General features: G+C 68.2%; 23 protein-coding genes. 16 read left to right on the top strand and 7 right to left on the bottom strand.

Features of this window, described 5'->3' with window-relative positions; genetic code table 11:
- Positions 1-13: 13 nt before the first annotated feature.
- The 4 genes from AB7F93_RS07275 to AB7F93_RS07260 are packed head-to-tail and all read right to left on the bottom strand — an operon-like array spanning position 14 to position 4,057.
- Positions 14-1,483, bottom strand: coding sequence for an aldehyde dehydrogenase family protein (locus AB7F93_RS07275; protein ID WP_428302227.1), 1,470 nt, complete (start codon positions 1,481-1,483; stop codon positions 14-16).
- 6 nt (positions 1,484-1,489) lie between these two features.
- Positions 1,490-1,840, bottom strand: a complete 351-nt coding sequence (locus AB7F93_RS07270) for a c-type cytochrome (protein ID WP_428302226.1) — start codon at positions 1,838-1,840, stop codon at positions 1,490-1,492.
- Positions 1,840-3,414 carry an FAD-binding oxidoreductase gene (locus AB7F93_RS07265; protein ID WP_428302225.1) on the bottom strand — a complete coding sequence of 525 codons (1,575 nt, stop codon included), beginning with the start codon at positions 3,412-3,414 and terminating at the stop codon, positions 1,840-1,842. The genes AB7F93_RS07270 and AB7F93_RS07265 overlap by 1 nt, the downstream gene beginning before the upstream one ends.
- Positions 3,415-3,463: 49 nt before the next feature.
- Entirely contained in the window at positions 3,464-4,057 is a 594-nt protein-coding gene (locus tag AB7F93_RS07260; RefSeq protein WP_428302224.1) for a hypothetical protein, read from the bottom strand.
- A 205-nt stretch (positions 4,058-4,262) separates the two neighbouring features.
- Between AB7F93_RS07260 and AB7F93_RS07255 the strand changes: the two genes are divergently transcribed.
- From AB7F93_RS07255 to AB7F93_RS07210, 10 genes are all read left to right on the top strand, one after another.
- Positions 4,263-4,649 (top strand): hypothetical protein, encoded by a 387-nt coding sequence (locus AB7F93_RS07255; protein ID WP_428302223.1) that lies wholly within the window; start codon positions 4,263-4,265, stop codon positions 4,647-4,649.
- 33 nt (positions 4,650-4,682) lie between these two features.
- Complete coding sequence (locus tag AB7F93_RS07250) at positions 4,683-5,513, top strand: protocatechuate 3,4-dioxygenase (protein WP_428302222.1); 831 nt, start codon at positions 4,683-4,685, stop codon at positions 5,511-5,513.
- 23 nt (positions 5,514-5,536) lie between these two features.
- The gene (locus tag AB7F93_RS07245; RefSeq protein ID WP_428302221.1) at positions 5,537-6,793 is read left to right on the top strand and encodes a Rieske 2Fe-2S domain-containing protein; all 1,257 of its coding nucleotides are present in this window, start codon (positions 5,537-5,539) and stop codon (positions 6,791-6,793) included.
- A gap of 104 nt (positions 6,794-6,897) precedes the next feature.
- A complete protein-coding gene (locus tag AB7F93_RS07240; RefSeq protein WP_428302220.1) occupies positions 6,898-8,250 on the top strand; it encodes an aromatic ring-hydroxylating oxygenase subunit alpha in 1,353 nt (450 codons plus the stop codon).
- The gene (locus AB7F93_RS07235) at positions 8,247-8,813 is read left to right on the top strand and encodes an aromatic-ring-hydroxylating dioxygenase subunit beta (protein ID WP_428302219.1); all 567 of its coding nucleotides are present in this window, start codon (positions 8,247-8,249) and stop codon (positions 8,811-8,813) included. Before AB7F93_RS07240 ends, AB7F93_RS07235 begins: the two co-directional genes overlap by 4 nt.
- Positions 8,814-8,828: 15 nt before the next feature.
- Positions 8,829-9,125 (top strand): hypothetical protein, encoded by a 297-nt coding sequence (locus tag AB7F93_RS07230; protein WP_428302218.1) that lies wholly within the window; start codon positions 8,829-8,831, stop codon positions 9,123-9,125.
- 22 nt (positions 9,126-9,147) lie between these two features.
- Complete coding sequence (locus AB7F93_RS07225; RefSeq protein WP_428302217.1) at positions 9,148-9,978, top strand: protocatechuate 3,4-dioxygenase; 831 nt, start codon at positions 9,148-9,150, stop codon at positions 9,976-9,978.
- Between the two features lie 15 nt (positions 9,979-9,993).
- On the top strand, positions 9,994-10,467 hold the full coding sequence (locus tag AB7F93_RS07220; RefSeq protein WP_428302216.1) for an aromatic-ring-hydroxylating dioxygenase subunit beta: 474 nt from the start codon (positions 9,994-9,996) through the stop codon (positions 10,465-10,467).
- Positions 10,468-10,672: 205 nt separating this feature from the next.
- Entirely contained in the window at positions 10,673-11,161 is a 489-nt protein-coding gene (locus AB7F93_RS07215; protein ID WP_428302215.1) for an aromatic-ring-hydroxylating dioxygenase subunit beta, read from the top strand.
- Positions 11,162-11,275: 114 nt separating this feature from the next.
- Positions 11,276-12,346, top strand: a complete 1,071-nt coding sequence (locus AB7F93_RS07210) for a 2Fe-2S iron-sulfur cluster-binding protein (RefSeq protein WP_428302214.1) — start codon at positions 11,276-11,278, stop codon at positions 12,344-12,346.
- Positions 12,347-12,364: 18 nt separating this feature from the next.
- Here the strand turns inward: AB7F93_RS07210 and AB7F93_RS07205 are convergent, their stop codons facing one another.
- Positions 12,365-13,126, bottom strand: coding sequence for an SDR family NAD(P)-dependent oxidoreductase (locus tag AB7F93_RS07205; RefSeq protein WP_428302213.1), 762 nt, complete (start codon positions 13,124-13,126; stop codon positions 12,365-12,367).
- A gap of 99 nt (positions 13,127-13,225) precedes the next feature.
- Between AB7F93_RS07205 and AB7F93_RS07200 the strand changes: the two genes are divergently transcribed.
- Positions 13,226-13,891, top strand: coding sequence for a nitroreductase (locus tag AB7F93_RS07200; protein ID WP_428302212.1), 666 nt, complete (start codon positions 13,226-13,228; stop codon positions 13,889-13,891).
- A 7-nt stretch (positions 13,892-13,898) separates the two neighbouring features.
- Here the strand turns inward: AB7F93_RS07200 and AB7F93_RS07195 are convergent, their stop codons facing one another.
- Together AB7F93_RS07195 and AB7F93_RS07190 are read right to left on the bottom strand one after the other, a co-directional pair.
- The gene (locus AB7F93_RS07195; RefSeq protein WP_428302211.1) at positions 13,899-14,996 is read right to left on the bottom strand and encodes an alkane 1-monooxygenase; all 1,098 of its coding nucleotides are present in this window, start codon (positions 14,994-14,996) and stop codon (positions 13,899-13,901) included.
- Positions 14,997-15,036: 40 nt separating this feature from the next.
- Complete coding sequence (locus AB7F93_RS07190) at positions 15,037-15,669, bottom strand: lytic transglycosylase domain-containing protein (protein WP_428302210.1); 633 nt, start codon at positions 15,667-15,669, stop codon at positions 15,037-15,039.
- A 109-nt stretch (positions 15,670-15,778) separates the two neighbouring features.
- Here AB7F93_RS07190 and AB7F93_RS07185 point away from each other — a divergent pair, with 109 nt between their 5' ends.
- From AB7F93_RS07185 to mpl, 5 genes are read left to right on the top strand one after another with little or no spacing between them, the layout of a single operon-like run.
- Complete coding sequence (locus AB7F93_RS07185) at positions 15,779-16,288, top strand: hypothetical protein (RefSeq protein WP_428302209.1); 510 nt, start codon at positions 15,779-15,781, stop codon at positions 16,286-16,288.
- The gene (locus AB7F93_RS07180; protein WP_428302208.1) at positions 16,288-17,136 is read left to right on the top strand and encodes a hypothetical protein; all 849 of its coding nucleotides are present in this window, start codon (positions 16,288-16,290) and stop codon (positions 17,134-17,136) included. Before AB7F93_RS07185 ends, AB7F93_RS07180 begins: the two co-directional genes overlap by 1 nt.
- On the top strand, positions 17,133-17,582 hold the full coding sequence (locus AB7F93_RS07175; protein ID WP_428302207.1) for a DUF4124 domain-containing protein: 450 nt from the start codon (positions 17,133-17,135) through the stop codon (positions 17,580-17,582). The genes AB7F93_RS07180 and AB7F93_RS07175 overlap by 4 nt, the downstream gene beginning before the upstream one ends.
- On the top strand, positions 17,579-18,082 hold the full coding sequence (locus AB7F93_RS07170) for a hypothetical protein (RefSeq protein ID WP_428302206.1): 504 nt from the start codon (positions 17,579-17,581) through the stop codon (positions 18,080-18,082). The genes AB7F93_RS07175 and AB7F93_RS07170 overlap by 4 nt, the downstream gene beginning before the upstream one ends.
- Complete coding sequence (gene mpl, locus AB7F93_RS07165; RefSeq protein WP_428302205.1) at positions 18,082-19,449, top strand: UDP-N-acetylmuramate:L-alanyl-gamma-D-glutamyl-meso-diaminopimelate ligase; 1,368 nt, start codon at positions 18,082-18,084, stop codon at positions 19,447-19,449. The genes AB7F93_RS07170 and mpl overlap by 1 nt, the downstream gene beginning before the upstream one ends.

Here is a 19,449-nt window from a genome sequence, read left to right as displayed (position 1 = left end):
CGATGCCGCGCGATCAGTGATGTCCGGGCGCGTCGCTCGGCAGCTGGATGGTGACCCACTTCCACTCGGTCATGGCGTCGAGGTCGCAGTCGGTGCCCTCGCGGCCGACGCCGCTCTGGCCGACGCCGCCGAACGGCACATGCGGTTCGTCGTACAGGCTCGGCGCGTTGATGTGCACCATGCCGGTGTGGATGCCGGATGCGGCCTGCAATGCGCTGTTGATGTTGCTGGTGTAGATGGCGGCGGACAGCCCGTACGGCGTGTCGTTGGCGATGGCGAGCGCCTCCTCCAGCGTGTCGAACGGGTACAGCGTGGTCACCGGGCCGAAGGTTTCCTCGTAGTAGAGGGTCATGTCCTTCGTCACGTCGGTGAGGACGGTCGGCGCGCACTGGAAGCCGCTCATCTGTCCGCCGGTGATCAGCCGCGCGCCCTTGGCGGTGGCGTCCGCGATGTGGGTTTCGACGCGCTTGCGCTGACGGCCGGAGATGATCGGCCCGAGCGTGGTGCCGGGGTCGCGAAGGTCACCGCCCTTGAGGCCCGCCGCTGCGCCGGCGAGCGCCTGCGCGAACCGATCGAAAATGCCGCGCTGCACCAGGATGCGCGAGGAGGCCATGCAGGCCTGGCCCTGGTAGAAGAAGGTGCCCATGGCGGCGGCGCGCACGGCGCCCGGCAGGTCCGCGTCGTCCATGACGATGAGCGGACTCTTGCCGCCGAGTTCCAGCGTGAATTTCTTGAGCTGTTTGGCGCAGATTTCCGCGATGTGCCGGCCGACCACCGACGAACCGGTGAAGGTGACCGACTTCACGCGCGCATGCCCGGTGAGCACGTCACCGATCACGGCGCCGTTGCCGAGCACGACGTTGAAGCTGCCGGCCGGGAAGCCGGCTTCCTCGTACAGCTTCGCGACCCGCAGCGACAGCCGCGGCGCGTGCTCGGACGGCAGGTTGACGAAGGTGTTGCCGCAGGCGAGCGCCATCGCGGATTGCTTGATGACCTTGATCATCGGCACGTTGAACGGCGTGATGCCGGCCACCACGCCGAGCGGCTCGCGCAGCGACAGGCTCCAGCGCTCCGGCGAGTCGGACGGCAGGGTCTGGCCGGTGATGCGGCGCGGCACGCCGGCCGCCGCGCGCAGCATGCCGATGGCAAAGCCGACCTCGAAGCCGGCCTTCATGACCGGGGAGCCGACCTCGTCGATCAGGATGTCGATGAAGTCCTGCCGGTCGCGCTCCAGCAGCGCGGCGGCCTTCTGCAGCAGTGCTTCACGATCCTTGGCGAGCAGCTTGCGAAACGCCGGAAACGCCGCATCGGCGGCGGCGACGGCGCGCTCGACGTCCGTCGCATTGCCCTCGGCGGCGCGCGCGTACAGCGAGTCGTCGAGCGGGTTCAGGTCATCGAAATACTGGCCGCCGCTGGGCGGCAAGGCGGCGCCGCCGATCCAGTGATCGAGCGTGGGAACGGTCTTGGGCTGTGGGGCATTCATCGAGTGTTACTTGCTGGCGGGTTCACGCAGGTAGGCGATGAGGGCGTCGAGCTCCTCGTCGGTGATGTCGGTGGGGCGCAGCGGCGCCATTTCGATGAGGCCGCGGCGCACCACGTGTTTCACGTACTCGGGCGCGAGGTCCTGGCGGCCCTTGAGCGGCGCCTTGTCCCAGCCCAGGCGCGCCGCCAGCACGCGCGTGCCGGGGCCTTCCGGGCCGGGCTTGTGGCAGCCCTCGCAGAACAGCGCCCAGGATTTCTCGCCGCTGCGCGGGCGGGCGTCGATGCCATCGACGGCTTCCTCGGCGGCGCTGGCGGCCAGACTGGTCCCCAGCAGCATCAGTGCAAGCGTGCGGCGCATCAGACGTTCTCCTCGCGCATGTGCTTCGGCCAGATGCCCATCTTGCCGGGCGCCAGGATGCCGTTCGGGTCGAGCGCGTCCTTGAGCCGGTGGTGCAGCTTCCACAGCGCGCCGTCGTTCCAGTTGTAGGTGCCGGCGATCTTGTCCATGAAGGCCAGGTGCGTGCGGTATTCGCCGTAACCGGCCTGGGCGGCCTCATCGATCAGCACGTTGAACAGCTCGCGCGCGCGGCGGCGCTCGTCGGCGTCCGAGCGGTCGAAGGTGAGCGAGAACACGTGGTGCATGTCGCGCCAGCCGACCGCGAACTCACCGATGTAGTCGAAGCCGTACTCGTTGGCGCGCGTCTTGATCATCTGGTACTGGCGCATGGCGTCGTCGCCGCGCGTCGGCGAGATGGGCGAGAAGTCCACGTGCGCGCCGGCGCCGGGGACCCAGTTGCTCATGTTGAACTCGGTCATGTTCGGGATGCCGCGCATCAGCTTGACGCGGTAGTCCCAGGACGGATCGCCCTTGCGGTCCTCGTCGAAGTAGAACTTCGCGCCCGGAATGGCGCCGAGCGCGTCGCGCACCACCTTGAAGGTGTTGTCCATCATGGGCTTCGGGCCGTACAGCGCGGCGTAGAAGTTCCACATGCCGAGCTTGTGGTCGGCCATGAGCTTCTTCATGGCGCTTTCCGGCAGCGGCTTCTTGGGGTCGCCGTACTGGGCGCGGGTGGTCTTGATGGACGCTTCCCACAGCAGGCCAACGGTAAACGCGCCGTTCGGGATCAGCATGTTCACCTTCAGCGGCCGCACCGCCTCGGTGATGGCGTGCAGATCCTCCTCGCGCTCGTAGGTGATCATGAACGGCATGTAGCCGGGTGGCTCCGGCATCAGCCAGATGCCCATCTTGGTCACGACGCCGAAGTTCGACTGCGTGAAGATGCCGTCCAGCACCGGCCCGAAGCCGTACTGGAACAGCTGCCAGCACTGCGTGCCGGGCAGCGAGCCCTGGCCGGTGCGCAGCAGCGTGCCGTCGGCCAGCACCACCTCCATGCCGCAATGCATCATGTAGTGGTCGCCGTAGGGCGTGTAGCCGACGCCGTGTTCGAGCGTGTTGCCGAGCACGCTGCCCCAGCCGGGGGCGGCGCAGTCGATCCACAGCTTGTAGCCCTTCTTCTGGATGTACTCGTAGAGCTGGAAGTAGGTAACGCCGGGCTCGACCAGCGCGTAGCCGAATTCCTCGTTGACCTCGATGATGCGGTTCATGCGTTTGAGGTCGAGAACCACATGGCCGGCCTTGCGCGGCGCCGGGCCACCGTAGGCGAAGTTCTTGCCGCTGGAGATGGTCCACAGCGGCACGCGGTAGTCGTTGGCGATCTTGAGAATCTTCTGAATCTGCTCAACGCCGTCCGGGGCCACCACGGCCGACGGCAGGAACACGTCGTCTTCCTCGGGCGAGAAGGCGTCGCGGTAGCTGCGCAGCGCCGGGCCGTCCTCCGAGACGACCCACTCCTTGCCGACCACGGCACGCATTTCCTCGACCGCCTGGAAGAACTGTTGCGGGGTCAGCCAGGTGGGCAGCGCCTGAGGCATGTGGATTACTCCTTGAATCTGATGTCGGCGTGGACGGACGGCGGCAGGCTCAGGCGCGGACCGGGGCGAGCACCCAGGAGGCGAGCTGCGCGCCGGCGTCGTGGGCGCTGCGCTGCGCGCATGTGACGCTCTGGGTGGCGCCGCATTCGCGATCAGCCGGCAGTCCGACCAGCGTGCGGCCGAGCAGCGTCGGCCAGGCATCCGGGCTGCGCTGCATGAGTTCCGCGAGCGCCGGCAGCCAGGCCTCATCGCCATGCAGGCGATGGCTTGGCCGGCCGTCGGCCTGCGCGGCGTGCTCGCCATGGAATACCAGCCCGTAGCCGTGCGTGGCTGCGACCTGGCGCGCGATCATCAGCGTGCTGGGGCTGGTCAGGCCGAGAATCAACCGGCCGGCAGCGGTCGCTTCCGCCACCACGCCGAGCACCGCGCCCGGGTCGGCGCCCACGCCGTGACTGCGAAATGCGCGGGACGAGACGGCGCCCAGAAACGCGTCCCCTTCCGGGCGACGGGTGTCGCACACCGCCTCGAACGGCGCCGCCGTGCCCAGCGCGGCCCCGGGATGAAACTGGGCGCGGGCAACCGGCATGACGGACGCGAGACCGGCAAGACTGCCGCCCCGCAGGAACGCGCGACGCGAAACCATACCTTCTCCTCCCGGGTAACCATGAGTGGCGCGCCCATCCTGGCGCACACGCGCAGTCCGGCATCTTAGCCTTGGCCCAACGCGCCAGCAAACACCCTGCGTGGCGCTTAGGGTCTACACTCGGACCGCCGCCAGCATGGCATGACCGACTGGCCGGTCACCCGGCGGCCGTCGTCGGGCCAACCACAGCGGGGAGAGCGAAATCATGAGCGTGCACGCGGTCGAGAAGGTGTTCTGGGAGTTCGGCAACAAGCCGGCGCGCATCGACGAGTTCCGGCGCGATCCGGACGCTTACCTGGCGCGCTACAACCTGACCGCGGAAGAGCGCGCCATGGTCCGGCACGTGGACCTGAAGGCACTCGCCGAGCATGGCGTCAGCACGCTGCTGACGATCATGGTGTGGCCGCTGCTGAAAGGCCCGGACGAAATGCCGTTCGACTACCTGGTGCACATGAACGACGGCAAGCTGCCGGACATGGGCATGACGGGCGTGAAGGCGATTGGTCTTAAAGGCTACATCCGCTTCCGGCAGATTCGGGCGGCGCTGCGGCGGGCGTTCGGCAAGGGCGGACCGGCCCGGGTCGGCGCCTGATACCAGCATTACGACACGAGGAGGAGAACAGCCATGGCACACATCGTCGGCGGGTTCTGCGTGCCGCATGACCCGGCCATTACGGCCTTTCCGGAAGTGGCCAACAAGCGCCAGGCGGCCAACATCATGGCCGGCTTCGAGCGCGTGGCAAAGCGCGTCGGCGAGCTTGAGGCGGACACCGCCATCGTGGTCGGCGACGACCACTTCGCGTTGTTCGGCCCGCACTGCCTGCCGCAGTTCCTGATCGGCATCGGCGACGTCGAGGGACCGGAAGAGAACTGGATGCGCTTCGACCGTTACCCGGTGCCGAACAACGTGCCGCTGGCCGAGCACATCATGAACTACGGCTTCGACCACGGCTTCGACTGGTCCGTGGCCAAATCGCTGGTGCTCGATCACGGCACCATGATTCCGGTGCACCTGGCGGTCACGCCGAACCCCGGCGTGCGCACCATACCTATCTACACTGCCTCGGCCGTGACGCCGCTGCTGCGCCTGAAACGCGCGCTCGCGCTCGGGCGCATGATCGGCGACGCGGTGGCCGCCTTTCCGGGCAATGACCGCGTGGTCGTCATGGGCTGTGGCGGCATCAGCCACCGAGTGGGCACCTCCGACATGGGCCAGGTGAACCAGGGCTTCGACCAGATGATCCTGGACATGGTCGTGCGCGGCGACGTCGAGGCCATGACCGAACTCGACGACGCCTACGTGCTGCGCGAGGGCGGCAACGGCGCCTTCGAGATTCGCAACTGGATCGTTGCCATGGGCGCCATGCCGCGCTTCCGGGGTGAGGTGATCTGCTACGAGCCGATTCCGGAGTGGATCACCGGGCTTGGGCTCGCGGAGCTGAAGCTCGCCGCCTGACCTTGCTTCGAGGATTCGTGCCAATGAACGCCCCCCACACCGCCTCTGCCCTGTGGCCGCAGCGCGCAGTCACGGAAGTCCCCTACGCGCTGTACACGGACCCGGCCGTCTACGCGCTGGAGCAGGAGCGCCTGTTCCGCGGGCCGACCTGGAATTTCCTGGGTCTGGCCGAGGAAGTGCCGAACGCGGGCGACTTCAAGTCCACCTTCGTCGGCGACACGCCGGTGGTACTGACGCGCGACGGCGATGGCAGCCTGCACGCCTGGGTGAACCGCTGCGCGCACCGCGGCGCGCTGGTGTGCCGCGAACTGCGCGGCAACAGCGCGTCCGGCACGCACACCTGCGTCTACCACCAGTGGGCCTACGACAACCGCGGCGGCCTGGTCGGCGTGCCGTTTCGCAAGGGGCTCGGCGGCAAGGGCGGCTATCCGGCCGACTTCGACATGGCGCAGCACGGGCTGCGCCGGCTGCGCGTCGCGACGGCCGAGTCAATGGTGTTCGCGAGTTTTGCGGACGATGCCGAGCCGCTCGACCAGTACCTCGGCCCGGTCATGCTGGCCAACATCCGCCGAGTGCTGGGGCGGCCGATCGAGGTGCTCGGCACCACCCGCCAGCACATGCGCGGCAACTGGAAGCTGTACGCCGAGAACACCCGCGACAGCTACCACGGCGCGCTGCTGCACCTGTTCTATCCGACCTTCGGCATCTACCGCCCGGCGCAGGCGAGCGCGGCGGTGATGGACGAGGGCCACCGTTTCCACAACCTGTTCCAGATCATGAACGCGGGCGACCGCGGCGACGTGTCCGAGTACGAGAACAAGGGCATGCGCGCCATGCCGGCGGCGAACAGCCTGGCCGACACGCGCGTCATCGAGTTCAAGGATGACTACCACGACGGTGTGTCGCTGACCATCCAGTCGCTGTTCCCGAACGTCATCCTGCAGCAGATTCAGAACACGCTCGCGACGCGGCAGATCGTGACCCGCGGCATTGCCGACACCGAAGTGGTGTGGACCTTCTTCGGCTACGTCGGCGAGAGCGCCGAGCAGCGGGCTCACCGGCTGCGCAATATCAATCTGGTCGGCCCGGCCGGGTTCATTTCCATGGAAGACGGCGAGGCGGTCGAGATCGTCCAGCAAGGGCTCAAGGGCGTCGAGGCGGGCAAAGCATCGGTTCTATCCATGGGCGGCGACAGCGACGCCGACCTCGATCGCCTCGGCATGGACGAGAACTCCATCCGCGGCTTCTGGCGCGGCTACCGGCAATTCATGCAGGTATAGGCGGGCTGTGGAGTTCGCGGCGGTGAGAATCGCATTGAGCTGCGGCATAATCGCCGCCCCTCTCGGGTCGGGACTGGCCCGTTGCGTCAACACGGAGGTGTAGCGTGGTCGATGTGAACCAACTGGTGGACGTCGCCGGCGGCGTGCAGAGCAAGCGCGTGTTCTGGGATCAGGAAGTCTACGAACAGGAGTTGGACCGCGTGTTCGGCCGCTGCTGGCTGTTCCTGACCCACGAGAGCCTGATCCCGAATGCCGGCGATTTCGTCACCGCCTACATGGGTGAGGACAAGGTCCTCGTCGTGCGCCAGCGCGACGGTTCGATCAAGGCCTTCCTGAATTCCTGCACGCACCGCGGCAACCAGGTGTGCCACGCCGACAGCGGCAACGCCAAGGCCTTCACGTGCAGCTACCACGGCTGGTCTTTCGGCATGGACGGCGCGCTCGCCGCGCTGCCGCTGGAGCAGTCCGCCTACTACGGCAAGTTCGACAAGGCCGAGTGGGGCCTGCGCCCGGTGGCCAAGGTCGACAGTTACCGCGGCTTCGTATTCGGCTGCTTCGACCCGCAGGCGCCGAGCCTCCCCGACTATCTCGGCGAGATGGGCTGGTACCTCGACACCTGGATGGATGGCACCGGCGGCGCCGAGCTGGTCGGCCCGCCGATGAAGTCGATCCTGCGCTGCAACTGGAAGGTGCCGTCCGAGAACTTCATCGGCGACGGCTACCACGTCGGCTGGACGCACGCCGCCGCCATCAAGGTGCTGGGCGGGCCGCTGTCGGGTCTTGCGGGCAATGCCGAGATTCCGTTCGACGACGCCGGCCTGCAGGTCACCTCGCGCCACGGCCACGGCTTCGGCGTGATCTGGGACGGCGTCGGTCTGATCCATAACGATCCCGCCTACCGCATCTACGCCGCGGAAAAGCAGCCCGAGGTCGCCGCCAAGCTCGGCGACTGGCGCGCGAAGCTGTACATGGGCCACTGGAACGCCGGCATCTTCCCGAACTGCTCGTATCTGTACGGCACCAACACCTTCAAGATCTGGAACCCGCGCGGGCCGAACGAGATCGAGGTGTGGACCTGGACCCTGGTCGAGAAGGCCATGTCGCCGGAACTCAAGCGCGAGGTGGTCAAGCAGGCCATCCACAGCTTCGGCACCGCCGGCACGCTGGAAAGCGACGACGGCGAGAACATGGAAACCTGCACCTGGTCGAACCGCGGCCCGCAGACGCGCCGGGGCCGCATGAACTCACAGATGGGTCAGGTCAACGATACCGAGCACCCGGAGTTGCCGGGGATCATCGGCAAGAATTTCATCGGTGAGACCTCGTATCGCGGCTTCTACCGCTTCTGGGCCGAGCTGATGGAGGCCAAGGACTGGGCCGCCGTGCGTGCCAACGACGCCACCTGGAAGGAGCCGCTGATCAAGGGTGCCGCCAAGGCGCAGGGGCGTGCGGCATGAATGCGCCGGTGACACAGCCCTTCAACCCGGTGCTGGTGGACGAGAGCCGCCCGGTTGACATTGCGCTCCACCACGAGGTCTCGCAGTTCTACTTCCGCGAGGCGCGGCTGCTGAACAACCGTCAGGCGCGCGTGTGGTTGGAAACCCTGGTCGACCCGGACGTGCGCTACTGGCTGCCGATCCTCGAAGACCGCTTCGCGAAGGACCAGCGACCCGCGCCGAGCCCCGATGAGCCGGCCATCTACAACGACGATTACAAGGACCTCGACAATCGCATCACGCGCCTGGAGACGGGTCTCGTATGGATGGAAGACCCGCCATCGCGCCTGCGGTATCTCGTCAGCAACATCGAGGCGTACCACACGGCCGACGCGCAGTTGATCGCCACGTTCTGCAACGTGCATGTGTATCGCAATCGCCGCCAGCGCGAAGAAACCAACCATTTCTATGGTCGTGAGGACGTGTTGCGGCGCGGCACGGACGGCCAGCTGCGGCTGCTGCGACGCAAGATCACGCTCGACCAGCGCGTGGTGCTCGACAAGAACCTGTATTTCTTCCTGTAACGACGGAGCCGGCCGGTGAGTCTGAACGCAGTCGAGAAGGTGTTCTGGGAGTTCGGGACCGATCCCGCGCGCATCGCGGCGTTCCGGGCCGACCCCGAGGGTTATCTCAAGCCCTACCGGCTGGAGCCGGACGAGCGCGAGATGATCAAGCAGGTGGACCTGAAGGCACTCGCCGAACGCGGCGTGAGCACGCTGCTGACGATGATGGTCTGGCCCATGCTGAAGGGCCCCGAAGGGATGCCGTTCTCGTACCTTGAGCACATGAACGGCGGCGTGATGCCGCCGCTCCCTGGCATGCCCGGGCAGCCCTGATCCACCCCACGGAGACCTCGACATGGCACAGATCGTTGGCGGCTTCATCATGCCGCACGACCCGCTGATCACGGGCAACCCCGAAATCGCCGACGCCGGCCAGGTGGAGCGGGTAAACGCCGCCTTCGCGCGGGTGGTCGAGCGCGTCAAGGAACTCAAGGCCGACACCGCCATCGTGATCGGCGACGACCATTTCACGATGTTCGGTCCGCACTGCCTGCCGCAGTACCTGATCGGCATTGGCGACGTCGAGGGGCCGGAAGAAAACTGGCTGCGCATGGAGCGCCAGCAGGTGCCGAACAACACGGCACTGGCCGAGCACATCATGAACTTCGGCTTCGACCGCGGCTTCGACTGGGCGGTGGCCAAGTCCCTGGTGGTCGACCACGGCACCATGATCCCGATCCACATGGCGGCCACGCCGGCGGGTCTTCGCACCATCCCCATCTACACCGCCGCCGGCGTGACGCCGCTGCTGCGCACCAAGCGCGCCAGGCAGCTCGGGCAGATGATCGGCGAGGCGGTCGCCGCCTTCCCGGGCAACGACCGGGTGGTGGTATACGGCACGGGCGGCATCAGCCACTGGGTCGGCACCGCCGAGATGGGCCGCGTCAACGTCGAGTTCGATCAGCTTGTGCTGGGCATGGTCGAGCGCGGCGACGTCGACGGCCTGGTGAACCTCAGCGACGAGTACGTGCTGGAGCACGGCGGCAACGGCGCGCTCGAAATCCGCAACTGGATCGTCGCCATGGCGGCCATGCCGGCCGGCATCCGCGGCGAACTGCTGGTGTACGAACCGATGCCGCCGTGGATCACCGGCATCGGCATCGCCGAACTCAAGATTGCCGCCTGACCGGAGCCGCCCCACATGAGCCAACAGCCCCTGCGTTACGAAGTGGAAGAACTGATCCACGCCTACGTGCAGTGCATCGACGACAACGAGCTCGAAAGCTGGCCGGATTTCTTCACCGACGACTGCGTGTACAAGGTCATCCCGCGCGAGAACGCGGACCTTGGCCTGCCGGTGGCGGTGATGTTCTGCGACAGCAAGGGCATGCTGCGCGACCGCATCGTGGCGCTGCGCAAGGCCAATATCTACGCCCCGCACTTCTACCGCCACCTGGTGAGCAACGTGCGCGTGCTGGGTGAGGAAAACGGCGTGATCCGCGCGCAGACCAACTACGTGGTGTTCCAGACGCTGCTGGATGGTGAGACGCGCATCTACAACGCCGGCAAGTACCTGGACAAGATCGTGCGCGTGGACGGGCAGCTGCGCTTCAAGGAAAAGCTCGCCATTTTCGACACCAACCGCATCCAGACGCTGATGGTGACGCCGATCTGAATCGACCCGCGCCGGCGGGCTTGTCCGGGCCAGCCGCCCCGCCGGAACTCCTGCCCGCGGGGCGGTTTGCGTTTCCGGGTCCGGATGGCCGCCGGACGGCGTGCTGACGCGCTTTGCCGTGGACACTCATAGCCGCTTCGGCTAGCATCCGTGTCCCCCCACGGGTCCAGACACAGCCTTACCAAACGAGCGAGGGAGACGACTCATGAGCGATCAATTTTCCCGAGTGAGCGCGCTTCTGTTCGAGGAAGCGGCGGCCCTCGACGAGCAGCGCTGGGACGACTGGCTGACGCTGTTCACGCCGGACATCGAGTACTGGATGCCGGCCTGGGACAGCGAGCACGAGATGACGCAGGACCCGACGTCCGAAATCTCGCTGATGTACTACAGCGACCGCAGCGGGCTTGAGGATCGCATCTGGCGTATCAAGTCCGGCATGTCGTCGGCCTCCACCCCGCTGCCGCGTACCTGCCACCTGGTCACCAACATTCGCGTCGGGGCCGTGACCGACGGCCTGCTGCAGGTCAAGGCCAACTGGCAGGGCAACGCCTACCGGCACGAGAAGACCGACTCTTTCTACGGTCGCTATGAGTACGGCCTGCGCGAGGAGCAGGGCAACCTGCTGATCGCCCGCAAGAAGATCGTGCTGATGAACGACGTGATCCCGTCGGTGGTCGATATCTACAACGTGTAAGAGCGCCTGTCGCGCCGTTCGCGGCCTCGGCGCCCGGTCCTGGGTGCCGGGGCCGTTTCGTTTTGACCGTCGTGGTCGCGTCTGGCCACGGCGTTGACTGCAAAGGAAGTGCGCATGTTTGGTCTTTTCAAGCGCAAGCCCAAGGATCCGGGCACGGTCCGCATCGAACCGCTCGGCATCGAGCTGCCGGTGCCGGGCAACCAGAGCGTGCTGCAGGCGGCGCTGGAAGCGGGTGTCGATTTTCCGCACAGCTGCAAGGTTGGCACGTGCATGGCGTGCCGCAGCCGCCTGCGCGAGGGCAAGGTCAAGGCCATCCGCGACTTCTCGTACGTGCTGAGTGCCGAGGAACTGAAAGCCGGCTACATCCTGGCATGTCAGGCGAAGGTGGCGCCCGGCGAGCGGATCGTGCTGGAGGTCGAGATCGACAGCCAGCGCCCGCACCACCCGCAGGTCACCACCCAGGGCCGCATCACAGCGCAGATTCCGCTCACGCACGACATCGTCGAGTTGCGCCTCACGCTCGACCAGCCGCTGGCGTACACGGCCGGCCAATACGCCGCGCTGCGTCCGGCGCACATCGAGCGCGCGCGCGAGTACTCGTTTGCCAGGGCGCCGCACGCCGGCGGCGACCGGGAGCTGAGCTTTTTCATCCGCCTGACGCCGGGCGGGCAGTTCACCGGCTGGCTGTTCGAGCAATCGCGAGTCGGCGAGATACTCGAAGTCACCGGGCCTGGTGGTGATTTCTGGCTGCGCGCGGCCGACGCACCGCTGGTGTTCGTGGCCGGGGGCAGCGGGCTCGCGCCGGTGCTGTCGGTGCTGGAAGCGGCCGCCGATGCCGGCGTGCAGCGCGACGCGGTGTTCCTGTTCGGCGCCCGCACGCAGTCTGATCTCTACCAGCTCGACGCCATCCAGGCGATGGGGGCGCGCTGGGCCGGGCAGTTCCGCTTTATGCCGGTGCTGTCGCACGAGCCGGCGGACAGCGGTTGGGAAGGCGCGCGGGGCTTCGTGACCGAGTTCCTGACCAATGCACAGGCGCCGGATCTGGCCGCCCGCCACGCCTATCTGTGCGGACCGCCGCCGATGATCGATGCGGCGCTGGCGGTGCTGACCGCGGCCGGCGTTCCTGACGGCCACGTGCACTACGACAAGTTCCTCGACTCGAGCAGCCTCGGCGCGAAGGCTTGAGGGGAAGTCGGATCCGCGTCAGCGGGTCGACATGCCGCCGTCCACGGTGTAGATGCCGCCGGTGCAGTAGCGGCTCTCGTCGCTGGCGAGGAACAGCATGAGATCGGCCACCTCATCCGGCGTGCCGTAACGCTGCATCGGGATGCGCTGCGCCAGCGCGGCCTTGGCGGCCTGCGGCTGCGCGGGCATGAAGCCCGTCTCCAGCGAGCGCATCATGCGCGTGTCGATCGGCGCGGGGTTCACCGTGTTGACACGGATGCTCTGCGCTGCGCCTTCGAGCGCCGCCGTGCGCATCAGGCCCACCACCGCGTGCTTGCTGGCGCAGTAGGCGGACATGTTGTCGGCGCCCGAAATGCCGGCGACCGACGAGGTGATCACGATGCTGCCGCCGCCGCGCGCCGCAAGCGCCGGCAGGCAATACTTCAACCCGAGCCACACGCCGCGCACGTTCACCGCCATTACCCGGTCGAAGGTGGCGATGTCGTAGTCGGGAATCGGCTTTACCTCGCCCTCGATGCCGGCGTTCAGCACGGCGATGTCGAGCCCGCCGAAGCGCCGCACCGCCGCATCGACGCACGCCGCCATCGGCTCGGGCTGCGACACGTCGGCCACGCACACGTGCATCTGCGCGCTGTCGCCCGCGACCGCCCGCAGCGCGGCCTCGTCGAGGTCCACCAGCAGCACCTGCGCGCCCTCGGCGACGAAGCGCCGCGCCGCGGCGGCGCCGATGCCACCGCTGGCACCGGTGATCATGGCAACCTTGTTGGCGAGTCGAGTCATCGGGCGGTCCTCCTCGGGCGTTGTGTGGTGCGTTCCGGCGCACGGTGTAGCGTGACGGGTGTCAGGTCCGCAAGCTGCGGGTCACACAAGGGGGGAACAATGGACGTGATCGACGCCATGCGCGGGCGCATTTCGGTGCGCGCGTATCTCGACAAGCCGGTCAGCCGGCACATGCTGGAGCAGGTGCTGGAGGCCGCGCGCTGGGCGCCGTCCGGTACCAACACGCAGCCGTGGCGGGTGGTGGCGGCGAGCGGCGCGGTACGCCGGCGGATTGCCGACGCGCTGGTCGCGCACGCCGCGGCCGGCGGCGCGCCGAGCGCGCACTACGACTACTACCCGGACACCTTCGTCGAGCCCTACAAGGGCAGGCGCTGGCGCTGCGGCCTGCAGCTGTACGGCGCGCTTGGCATTTCGGCGGACGACAGGCCGGCCCGACAGCGCGCCATGCTGCGCAACTTCGAGTTCTTCGGCGCGCCGCTCGGCTTGTTCTTCTACCTCGACCGCGCCATGGCCCGGGGCTCGTGGGTCGACATGGGCATGTTCCTGCAGAACGTGATGCTGGCCGCGAGCGGGTTCGGGCTCGAAACCTGCCCGCAGTTCGCGCTCGCCATGTACCCGGACATCGTGGCGCAGCATCTCGACGCGCCGGCCGGGCACGATCTGGTGTGTGGCCTGTCGATGGGCTACGGCGATCCCGAGGCGCCCGTCAACCGCTACCGCACCGAGCGCATGGCGGTCGACGAGTTCCTCACCTGGACCGAGTAGGCGGGTCTCAGGCCGCAGCAGGCAGCCACTGCGCCCAGCCGGCGCGGGCGTTCGCCTCCCGGGCGAGCTGCTGCTCGGCGGGGCTGGCGTAGTGGCGGTCCCAGTTTTCCAGCCGCGGCTTGGCGATCACCCGCTCCCACAGCGGCGGCACGAAGGACGCCAGAAAGCAGGCCACGATGCTCGGCATCTGCGGCGCCTGCGTGTACGGGCGCAGCAGCTCGTAGTGCTTGTCGGGGTCGAGGTGGTGCTCGGAGTGGGTGGAAATCTCGAACGACACCGCCCGGCTGAACGTGTTGAGGTGGTTCCAGGAATGGTGCGGCAGCAGCGGCGTGCCCGGCTGGCGCACGATGCCGTAGTGCTGCGTGTAGTTGAAGCCGCCGAGGATCAGGAAGCACACCGCGGCCGACGCCAGCAGCCACGGCAGCCCGAGCGGGCCCGCCAGCCAGACGAAGATGCTCACCCACAGCGCAACGCTGACCAGCGCCCACACCACCCGGCTGCGCCACCAGAACACCGAGTGATCCCGCTTGGCCAGACGCGCCTTCTCGAACTCGTAGGCCTTGACCGTGCCATCGACGATGGACCGCCACACAAAGCCGTACACCGTCTCGCCGCGCAGCGGCGTGTCCGAGTCGGCCGCCGTGCCGACGAACGGGTGGTGGCCGTGCACGTGGTTGAGGTCGTTCATCGGCAGCCCGAACACGGTCAGGTACAGGCTGCAATAGGCGATTTCGAGCGGGTGCTTGCGGTGCATGAGTTCGTGCGCCGAGGGCAGGCCGCCGAGCGCGCTCAGGAACGCCACCGCGATCAGCGCGCCCAGCATGTTGAACCAGCCAAGATCCCCGGCGCGGATGTGCTGCGCGAACAGCACCCACAGCGTCACCATCAGCGGCAGCTGCAGGTACAGCACGCCGTTGTAGAACCACTTGCCGGCGCCGCCGCGCAAGGAATGGTCGGCCCCGGCGGTGAAGTCCAGCAGCGCCAGGCTGACGAAGCCGGCCAGGCCCAGCCACACCCAGTAGCCGCCGAGATAAAGCCCAACAATGCCGTTGCACAGCATCGCGGTCGCGATCAGATAACGCCCGTACTCGCCAATCCTTGGCATGGGAACTCCCGTGTTTGTGGCGGCAGCCGGGACGCTGTGCTCAGCGCGCCACCACCGTGTAAGGATGCTCGGTCTTGCCGTAGCGGCTGATGATGCCGGCCACGTAGTTGCGCGTTTCCGCGTACGGTGGCAGGCCACCGTGGCGCGCCACCGCGCCTTCGCCGGCATTGTAGCCGGCGAGCGCCAGGCGCACGTCGCCACGGAACTGGCCGAGCAGCCAGCTCAGGTACGCCATGCCGCCGCGCAGGTTCTGCTCCGCATCCCAGGGGTTCTGCACGCCAAAACGCGCGGCGGTGGCTGGAATCAACTGCATCAGGCCCTGCGCGTTCTTGGGCGAGCGGGCGTTGCTGTTGAAGGCCGACTCGGCCGCCACCACCTGCTTCACCAGCGCCGGGTCCAGCGCGTACTGCGGGGCGAGACGCTCGATGAGCCGCTCGACCGCCTGACGGCCAGGGCTGATGAGCGTGGCGCCGCGGACCGACGCGGGTGTGATCAGCGTCGGCCCCGTGTACTTGCGCGGACCGCGGCGCGCGGCGTAGTTGGCCGGCGCGTAGCCGGGCCGGGTCATCGCCCGGTCGCTGAACACGGTGTGGCCACCCGGCGTGCGGTAGATGAACAGCTCCGCCTGCACCGGGCCGGCCAGCAGCGCCAGAATGACAATCAGCCACCGCATGGACCGTCCACCGCCTCCCGGGTACTGCGGTCAAGCATAACCGCGCCGCGTCGATAAGGAATTGCCGCCGTACTATCGGCCGCATGGAACGGACAGTTGAGCCGCCACCGTGACCCCAGCCGACAAGACCGACGACGACCCCCACGCCACCCTGACGCTGCACGGCGCGGCCGACTGCGGCGCGGCGGCGCTGCGCCTGCTGGAAGGCGCCCGCCGCCGGGTGCGCATTCTGCCGCAGCGGGTGGACCTGCGTTACCTCACCGACGACGCCGTCGTCGCGGCCCTGCGCGCGCTGCTGGTGGGCAGTCGGCGCGCGCGGCTGGAGATGCTGCTGCCGCCTGAGCTGGCACGGGATGACCTTGGCCGGCCGCTGTGGGATCTCGCCCGCCGCCTGACCAGCGCCGTTACCGTGCACCGCCTGGCGGACGAGGACGCGCAGTTCGGCGAGGCCTGGCTCACGGTCGATCAGCGCGGCTACCTGTACCGCCCGCAGGCCGAGCGCCTGTCCGGCCAGGCCAGCCTGGATCAGCTGCCGCAGACGCGGGAGCTCGACCAGCGCTTCGAGGCGCTGTGGCTGGCGAGCGCGCCCGACCCGGACCTGCGCCGGCTGAGTCTGTGATGCGCCGGCAGCGGTTCGGAGCCTGGCTGTCGCTCGGTCTGTTGGTGGGCCTGTGTGCCCTGCAGCCGGTACGGGCGCGTCCGCAAATCAGTACCATCGCCCTGCAACAGCGCCCTGCGGCCGAACTCGCGCCGGTGCTGCAGCCGCTGCTGGCCGCGCACGAAAGCGTGACCGGCGACGGCTACACGCTGATCCTGAACGTCGAGCCGGCGCGGCTCGAACACCTCGCCGCGGTGATTGCCGAACTCGACCGCGCGCCGCGGCAACTGCGCATCACCGTGCGCCAGCAGCAGTTCGCCGAGGACCGCATCGGCACCGACGGCGTGGCCGCCGGTATCGACAGCGAACACGCGCAGGTGATCACGAGCCCGCCGGACGCCGGCCGCGGCGCCGAGGTCCGCTACCGTGGCATCGGCGTGTACGGCGCGGACGCCACGGGCGCCCAGCGCGACAGCACCGAACAGACCATCCTCGCGCTCGAAGGCCGGCCGGCACATATCGCCGTCGGCCTCATCGCGCCCTTCGACAGCCCGTGCGAGGACGACTACGGCCGCCGCCAGGTCTGCACCGAATACCGCGAGGTGAGCACCGGCTTCGACGTGCTGGCGCGGGTCGATGCCACCGGCGTGACGCTCGACGTCAGCCCGCAGGCGCAGCAGCTCGCGGGGGGCGATCTGGTAGCGTTTCAGTTGGCGCAGACGCAGCTTCGCGGGCCGCTCGGGCAATGGCTGGAACTGGCCGGCGAGGTCACCACCTCGGGCGAAAGCCGGGACCACGTGCTAGCGTCTACCGCCCGCAACAGCCGCAGCGCGCGGCGCATCGTCATCAAGGTGGAGCTCGCCCCGTGAATCGCACACATACCGGCCGGCTGTTGGCGCTGGCCTTGCTCGTGAGCTGTGCCAGTGCCGGGGCCGACGTCTACCGCTGGACCGATGCGCAGGGCCGCACGCACTACGGGGACCGTCCGCCCGCCGAAGGCGCCGAGAAGATCGTCGAACCGCCGCCGCCGAGCGACCTGTCGCCGGAGGAAGCCAACGCCAAACTCGACGCCATCCGCGCCCAGCGCGAGGCCGCCGCCGAGGAGCGCGCCAAGGCGAAGGAAGAGCAGGCGAAGACCGATGCGGAACGCAAGCAGCGCGCGCGGGAATGCGCCTCCGCGCAGCGCCAACTCGATTCCATGCGGTCCGCGCAGCGCATCCGTGATGCCGAAGGCAACTGGTACACGGGCGAGCAGCGCCTGGACAAGCAGCGCGAGCTGGAGAAGGCCATCCGTAAGCACTGCGGCGGGCAGTGAGCACCCCCTGGCGGGCGCTGCTCGCGCTGGTGGGCGGTTTGCTTCGCCTGCAACGCGGCCCGCAGGACGTGCCGTATTCGCCCACGCTGTTGCTCCTCGCGCTGGTGCCGTACGCGCTGCTCGGCAGCGCGCTCGCCGGTTTTGCCATCCCGGGTGAGCGCGCGCTCCTGTACGGCCCGGCCGAAGCGGCGCTGCTGGCGGCGCTGGTCTACCTTGTGCTGGCCGTAAGACGGCAGCCCGCCCGATACGTGCAGACGCTGACGGCGCTGGTGCTGGCGGGCGTCGCCTTCAACCTGCTGTCGCTGCCGCTGACGGCGCTCGCGCGACCCGAGAACGGCCTGGGATTGCTGATCCTGCTGCTGGTCGGCTGGAGCTTCGCGGTGTCGGTGCACATCCTGCGCCAGGCGCTCGACATCCCCGTCCCGGCCAGCGTGCTGGTCAACATCGGCTTCTTTCTGGTGGCCTGGTACGGCCTCGGCACCCTGTTCGGACTGCAGTGATGCACGTGCATATCCTTGGAATCGGCGGCACCTTCATGGGCGGCCTCGCGCAGCTCGCGAACGCGCTCGGCCACCGCGTGAGCGGTTGCGACGCCGGCGTCTACTCGCCGATGCGCGAGCAGCTGGAGCAGGCCGGCATCGCCTGGCAGGAGGGCTATGACCCGGCCCAGCTCGGCAGTCCGCCGGACCTGTGCGTGATCGGCAATGCGCTGTCACGCGGCAATGCGCTCATCGAACACATCCTCGCGAGCGACCTGCCCTACACGTCCGGCCCGCAGTGGCTCGGCGAGCAGGTACTGCGCGGCCGGCACGTGCTGGCGGTGGCCGGCACGCACGGCAAGACCACCACGTCGTCGCTGCTGGCGTGGATTTTGGAACACGCGGGGCAGAACCCTGGCTTCCTGATCGGCGGCGTGCCGCAGAACTTCGGCGTGTCGGCGCGCTTGGGTACCGGGCCGTTTGTGGTCGAAGCCGACGAGTACGACACGGCGTTCTTCGACAAGCGGGCGAAGTTCCTGCACTACCGCCCGCGCACGGCCATCCTCAACAACCTCGAATTCGACCACGCGGACATTTATCCCGATCTCGCCGCCATCGAATGGCAGTTCCACCAGTTGGTCCGCAGCGTGCCCGGCAACGGCCGGCTCGTCGTGAACGCGGCCGACGCCAATCTCGCGCGGGTGCTGGAACGCGGCTGCTGGACGCCGGTGACAGGTTTTGGACCCGGCGGGCAGTGGCAGGCCGCGCCGCTCGCACCGGATGCGAGCCGTTTCGAGCTCACCGTCGGCGGCGAGCGTATTGGCGTTGGCGAGTGGGCGCTGGCGGGCGTGCACAACCTCAACAACGCGCTCGCCGCCATGGCCGCGGCGGCGCAGGTCGGCGTCGGCCCGGCGCAGAGTCTTGCCGCGCTCGGCAGCTTCCAGAACGTGCGTCGGCGGCTGGAAGTGGTGGCGCAGGAAAACGACATCACCGTCTACGACGACTTCGCCCACCACCCGACGGCGATTGCCGCGACGCTGGCAGCGCTGCGCGGGCGGGTCGGCGCGGCGCGCATCCTGGCGGTGGTCGATTTGCGCTCGAACTCCATGCGCGCCGGCGCGCACCGGGCCGGCCTCGCCGCGGCGCTGGCGGATGCCGATCTTGCGCTGCTGCACTGTGCCCAGCCGCTGGCCTGGGACATCGACGAGGTGCTGCGGGATATGCCCGATAGCGCCCGCTTTTTCAGCGACGCCGATACGCTGGTGCAGGCGCTCGCCGAAGCCGCGCGACCGGGCGACCACATCCTGCTGATGAGCAATGGCGCCTTCGGCGGCGTACAAACTGCACTAGCCGCGAGGCTCAAACAGTCACAGGCCGAGGAAACCTGA

This window comes from Immundisolibacter sp. (assembly GCF_050250495.1).
Classification (GTDB): domain Bacteria; phylum Pseudomonadota; class Gammaproteobacteria; order Immundisolibacterales; family Immundisolibacteraceae; genus Immundisolibacter.
Note: the sequence above shows the minus strand (reverse complement) of the source record. Positions and strands in the feature narration are given on the sequence as shown.

Coding starts and splice junctions, on each gene's coding strand:
- AB7F93_RS07265 (WP_428302225.1), bottom strand. CDS start 3,414: ATGCCTCAGGCGCTGCCCACCTGGCTGACCCCGCAACAGTTCTTCCAG.
- AB7F93_RS07225 (WP_428302217.1), top strand. CDS start 9,148: ATGGCACAGATCGTTGGCGGCTTCATCATGCCGCACGACCCGCTGATC.
- mpl (WP_428302205.1), top strand. CDS start 18,082: ATGCACGTGCATATCCTTGGAATCGGCGGCACCTTCATGGGCGGCCTC.
- AB7F93_RS07180 (WP_428302208.1), top strand. CDS start 16,288: ATGCGCCGGCAGCGGTTCGGAGCCTGGCTGTCGCTCGGTCTGTTGGTG.
- AB7F93_RS07255 (WP_428302223.1), top strand. CDS start 4,263: ATGAGCGTGCACGCGGTCGAGAAGGTGTTCTGGGAGTTCGGCAACAAG.
- AB7F93_RS07275 (WP_428302227.1), bottom strand. CDS start 1,483: ATGAATGCCCCACAGCCCAAGACCGTTCCCACGCTCGATCACTGGATC.
- AB7F93_RS07210 (WP_428302214.1), top strand. CDS start 11,276: ATGTTTGGTCTTTTCAAGCGCAAGCCCAAGGATCCGGGCACGGTCCGC.
- AB7F93_RS07235 (WP_428302219.1), top strand. CDS start 8,247: ATGAATGCGCCGGTGACACAGCCCTTCAACCCGGTGCTGGTGGACGAG.
- AB7F93_RS07215 (WP_428302215.1), top strand. CDS start 10,673: ATGAGCGATCAATTTTCCCGAGTGAGCGCGCTTCTGTTCGAGGAAGCG.
- AB7F93_RS07195 (WP_428302211.1), bottom strand. CDS start 14,996: ATGCCAAGGATTGGCGAGTACGGGCGTTATCTGATCGCGACCGCGATG.
- AB7F93_RS07250 (WP_428302222.1), top strand. CDS start 4,683: ATGGCACACATCGTCGGCGGGTTCTGCGTGCCGCATGACCCGGCCATT.
- AB7F93_RS07270 (WP_428302226.1), bottom strand. CDS start 1,840: ATGCGCCGCACGCTTGCACTGATGCTGCTGGGGACCAGTCTGGCCGCC.
- AB7F93_RS07190 (WP_428302210.1), bottom strand. CDS start 15,669: ATGCGGTGGCTGATTGTCATTCTGGCGCTGCTGGCCGGCCCGGTGCAG.
- AB7F93_RS07200 (WP_428302212.1), top strand. CDS start 13,226: ATGGACGTGATCGACGCCATGCGCGGGCGCATTTCGGTGCGCGCGTAT.
- AB7F93_RS07245 (WP_428302221.1), top strand. CDS start 5,537: ATGAACGCCCCCCACACCGCCTCTGCCCTGTGGCCGCAGCGCGCAGTC.
- AB7F93_RS07205 (WP_428302213.1), bottom strand. CDS start 13,126: ATGACTCGACTCGCCAACAAGGTTGCCATGATCACCGGTGCCAGCGGT.
- AB7F93_RS07260 (WP_428302224.1), bottom strand. CDS start 4,057: ATGGTTTCGCGTCGCGCGTTCCTGCGGGGCGGCAGTCTTGCCGGTCTC.
- AB7F93_RS07220 (WP_428302216.1), top strand. CDS start 9,994: ATGAGCCAACAGCCCCTGCGTTACGAAGTGGAAGAACTGATCCACGCC.